This is a genomic window from Hallella seregens ATCC 51272, from assembly GCF_000518545.1.
GTDB classification, from domain to species: Bacteria; Bacteroidota; Bacteroidia; order Bacteroidales; family Bacteroidaceae; genus Prevotella; species Prevotella seregens.
Genome location: NZ_JADU01000048.1, coordinates 1 through 3868, shown reverse-complemented (window position 1 = coordinate 3868; position 3868 = coordinate 1). Strand labels below are relative to the sequence as shown.

Below are 3868 nucleotides of genomic sequence, written 5' to 3'. Positions count from 1 at the left end.
TTATTTTGGCCAAAAGGGTCAATCATATTATGGCCAAGGTGAGCAATCCTGTTTGGCCAAAAGGGTCAAAGTAGAGTGACTTTTCCAGCCTATCCCTATCTGTCGCAGAATATAGAAAAACAACTAATTCACAACCAGTTACCATATTTCCGCCTATGTTCCTCTTACGCCTGCTTAGGCTTGTATTTACCATTGTGCTAAACATAGCTTAATTTACAAGTGACTATATTTCAATGAATTGAAATAATGAAAAAGAAGAGTCGGTAACGATAAGGAAACCAGCGATGTTCTATATTCTTCCTTATTTTGCATTAAGTCAAAAGAACGCCTCTATGATTGCAAAGATAGTAAATTAATTACTTCTAACAAAAACAATCTCATCAAATAATGAATTTAGAGTATCCAATTTTAAACAAATTATCTTTCTCTTCTTGATTGGGGCATATTTTTTGTACCTTTGCAGAAAATCAGATATGAAAGATGGTATTGTTTCTGGAATAATTGGCGCATCAATAATGATATTGATTATTGTTATTGTTATGGCATTTATAGCACCCATAGATTATGCACCAGTATATTTACTGAATCCAGAAAAAGCTTTGTCTTATAACAACACTTTTATAGTAGATAGCATTAAATGTGCGCATATTGAGGTTCTAAATGATTTGGAATCCAAAGGTGTATTATTAAATCCAGGTGAATATACTTCTCACATAGCAGAATATTACAACACTCTAATATCATTCCTCTTGGGGTTGTTTGCCATTTTTACTTTTGGTACAATATACTCGATAAAGACTGCATCAAAAAAAGAAATTGACGAAATTAAAACTGATATAAATAATCACAAAGAAAAAATTAATACAGAATTAAAAAAGAGCATCGTAGAATCGTTAAGTGAACTCATGAAGGATTCTATATCTTTTAAAGATACTTGTATTAATGCATTATATGGAAGGATTGAAGATGAAGTTTTAAGGCATGAAGATAAAGAAGTTATTGATAATCGAATGCTAAAATTAGAAGAAGATGTAAAATTACTATTTGAAGCGTACAATGAATTAGAAGAAGATAAATCATCTAACCAAGAAATAGAGTAGATATGGGAATAAAAGGAAGTAGAAAAGGGCTTAAAAAGTCGGATAAGTATCAGGAACCTGATTTATTGGTTAGTGTAAATGATATTTTGAAAAAGGCTCAAGAGTCAGGACTGTATATTAATAATGCTCTTAAAATTGAAGATTTAATATCTACATTTAATGATATCGAAATCAGATATGAAGTAATGGATACTAGTAAATCAGGATCTTTAAGTTATATTAATGGTAAATGGATTATGAGTATAAATAGTAATCATAATGTCAAAAGACAGAGATTTACAATAGCCCATGAATTGGGTCACTATATGCTCCATAAAGGCAAGAATACAGAATTTACCGACACTACATTTTTCAGAAGTGATAATATGGATTCCATTGAGTATCATGCTAATGAATTTGCATCTCGATTACTCATGCCTGAAAATACACTTCGCAAATTAATAGATGAGGATAAAATAAAAAACATTGGAGAACTTGCATCTGCTTTTAATGTTTCATCTGCAGCAATGAAATATAGAGTAATATCACTTGGATATAAAATTAAAGACAATGGATAACAAATACTGGATTATAATAAAAACAGGGGAAGCTGAGATAAGGGCATTAGAGAATATCCCTAAAGCTATATTGTTTAACACGTTACCATTGATTGAAATAACAAGAGGTCGTAAGGTGACAAAAAACAAGATAGAAACATATCCATTTGAGAAACGTCTATCTAAGTTGAAAGACATCTATAAAGGGCAAACAATCGCCATTGATGTCACTTCTGAAGAATCTTTATCTTCCCCGGAAGTGGATTATTTATACACTCCTGATTCTGGTTACAAGAATTGGGTAAATTTCCTGATACAATTAAAAAACGAGAGTGTATTTGAAAAAATTATTCCAACCGTGTTATTCAATTTTGAAGATGATAATTTTGAAGAGAATATAACAAAGCAAATACAAGAATTAGAATCTAATTTTAAAACTATTTTATACAGAAGCGATATTTCTGACGAAAACTGCTATGATGATATAGAACTTATTAATAATATAACTAATAAGAATCTTAAAATAGTCATTGATTGCGGTTATGTTCCACAAGCATCATATCAAAATGTTGCAAATAAATGTATTGCTAGAATTGATAATCTAAAATCAATTATAACTTCCCCTTGTGAATATATTGTTGCCTCAACCTCTTTTCCTAATAATGTGAGAGACTTGGGAGATTTAGAAAGTGATACATTTAGTATTTCAGAAATTGATATATATAATACTATATTGCAAACACATAAAGATATTGTATATGCTGATTATGCATCAATCAATCCAGTTAGAAATGATACTATAACAATGGCCCGTGGCTGGATTCCAAGGATAGATGTTCCTTTAGATAAAACCATTTTTTATTATAAAAAAAGAAGACCTAAGGGAGTATCAGCTTATGCTTCTACATATATCCAAGTAGCACAATCGGTATGTGCAGATTTAAGGTTTCCACATAACTTAAATATTTGGGGTATCAATCAGATACATTTTTGTGCTGAAGGAGGAACTCCATCTGCATCTCCTTCTTTTTGGATTTCTGTAAGAATGAATATTCATATAGCACAACAAGTAAATAGAATTTATTCTATTTGAAAAGATGAAGAAAGGAGATTCAAATCTTCTATATGAGTAAGCATCCCTCGTTCATTCATAAAAAGAGTAAATCGCTCTTTATATTTTTGAGTTAAATACATAAAGAGAATTTCTTGGATATTAGAAATTCTCCTTTTTGCATATTTTTGCCGTATCTCATCTGTATCGTATTTAGATAAGGTAAAGCCTTCTAGCTTGCATAAATACTTAGCATTAATCGAATACAACATTTCAACTTTATCTTTGTTCCTTTGAATGCGAGGATTACGAATTTTCTTCATTAAAAGATTTTCTTTAAAAATGTAGATTCCTATCTCTGAAGGTACAACTTCGCTGATCCTGCTTGCATGTTTTTCTGTTGTTACAATCAATATGTAGTCAAAAATTTTCTTGTATTCTGAAATTTGTTCTTCTAAACGATTTAAATTATCACTATCTGATTTAATTTCAACCGCTATTATTTTATTCTTTTGAAGAACGACTAAATCTACTACTTTTCGTTTTATGCCATACATTAATTCGTTACCTATAATCAATTCTTTACATCTTGATAATAAATAATCAATAAATAGGCATTTTATATATTCTGCTGATTGTAGTCCATATTTTTTCATTGCAAGTACAAAAATACCTCTTTTTTAGCACATTTCTATTGTATTTTCGTAAAAATCTATCATTTAGGTTCAAATGATTGGTTTTCAACAGCCTAATGAGTTCTGAAATGCAGTAGGTAATGACCTATTTCCTGCGGTCATATGCAAAGCTTTGCATAACTCGAATAACCTGTTGCAGAGATAATGGTATATTGTGAGAAAAAAGAATTTCTCCCGAATTATTTTCGTAGAGTGTCCGTTGGGGCGGCTTTTTGTTTTCCGTGTATTCCGTTTTATGATAAGATGCAGTCCCCTGAGACTGCGTTTTTTGTTTTCACCGCACTTCTCTGCCTGTACATCCTCCACTTATGCCCGTGTATCATGTCGGGAACGGTTGTTCGTTGTCAGTGACCAAGGTAGTTCCGGGCTTCTACGAACAAAAAAGGTCGGTGCGGCAAGCCGTTTAGACGACAATCTCCACACTTCCATTTCATTGCAGGTAGTATTCTCGCCGTAAAACCTTGTTTGTCCTAAGCCCTACCTTTT

At 31.5% G+C, this 3868-nt stretch carries 4 protein-coding genes; 3 read left to right on the top strand and 1 reads right to left on the bottom strand.

Going from position 1 to position 3868, the window contains the following annotated elements; all coding sequences use genetic code 11:
* The first annotated feature begins 473 nt into the window (after nt 1-473).
* From L888_RS0110975 to L888_RS14190, 3 genes are read left to right on the top strand one after another with little or no spacing between them, the layout of a single operon-like run.
* Nucleotides 474-1100 carry a hypothetical protein gene (locus tag L888_RS0110975; protein WP_025881844.1) on the top strand — a complete coding sequence of 209 codons (627 nt, stop codon included), beginning with the start codon at nt 474-476 and terminating at the stop codon, nt 1098-1100.
* A gap of 2 nt (nt 1101-1102) precedes the next feature.
* The gene (locus L888_RS0110970; protein WP_027952924.1) at nt 1103-1657 is read left to right on the top strand and encodes an ImmA/IrrE family metallo-endopeptidase; all 555 of its coding nucleotides are present in this window, start codon (nt 1103-1105) and stop codon (nt 1655-1657) included.
* Nucleotides 1650-2729 (top strand): beta family protein, encoded by a 1080-nt coding sequence (locus L888_RS14190; RefSeq protein WP_075261871.1) that lies wholly within the window; start codon nt 1650-1652, stop codon nt 2727-2729. The genes L888_RS0110970 and L888_RS14190 overlap by 8 nt, the downstream gene beginning before the upstream one ends.
* On the opposite strand, the gene L888_RS0110955 is transcribed toward L888_RS14190, so the two are convergent.
* Complete coding sequence (locus L888_RS0110955) at nt 2717-3343, bottom strand: sce7726 family protein (protein ID WP_053444125.1); 627 nt, start codon at nt 3341-3343, stop codon at nt 2717-2719. The genes L888_RS14190 and L888_RS0110955 overlap by 13 nt on opposite strands.
* Nucleotides 3344-3868: the final 525 nt, after the last annotated feature.

Excerpts from the sequence above, each read along its gene's own strand:
- L888_RS0110975 (WP_025881844.1), top strand. The coding sequence starts at position 474 with ATGAAAGATGGTATTGTTTCTGGAATAATTGGCGCATCAATAATGATA.
- L888_RS0110970 (WP_027952924.1), top strand. The coding sequence starts at position 1,103 with ATGGGAATAAAAGGAAGTAGAAAAGGGCTTAAAAAGTCGGATAAGTAT.
- L888_RS14190 (WP_075261871.1), top strand. The coding sequence starts at position 1,650 with ATGGATAACAAATACTGGATTATAATAAAAACAGGGGAAGCTGAGATA.
- L888_RS0110955 (WP_053444125.1), bottom strand. The coding sequence starts at position 3,343 with ATGAAAAAATATGGACTACAATCAGCAGAATATATAAAATGCCTATTT.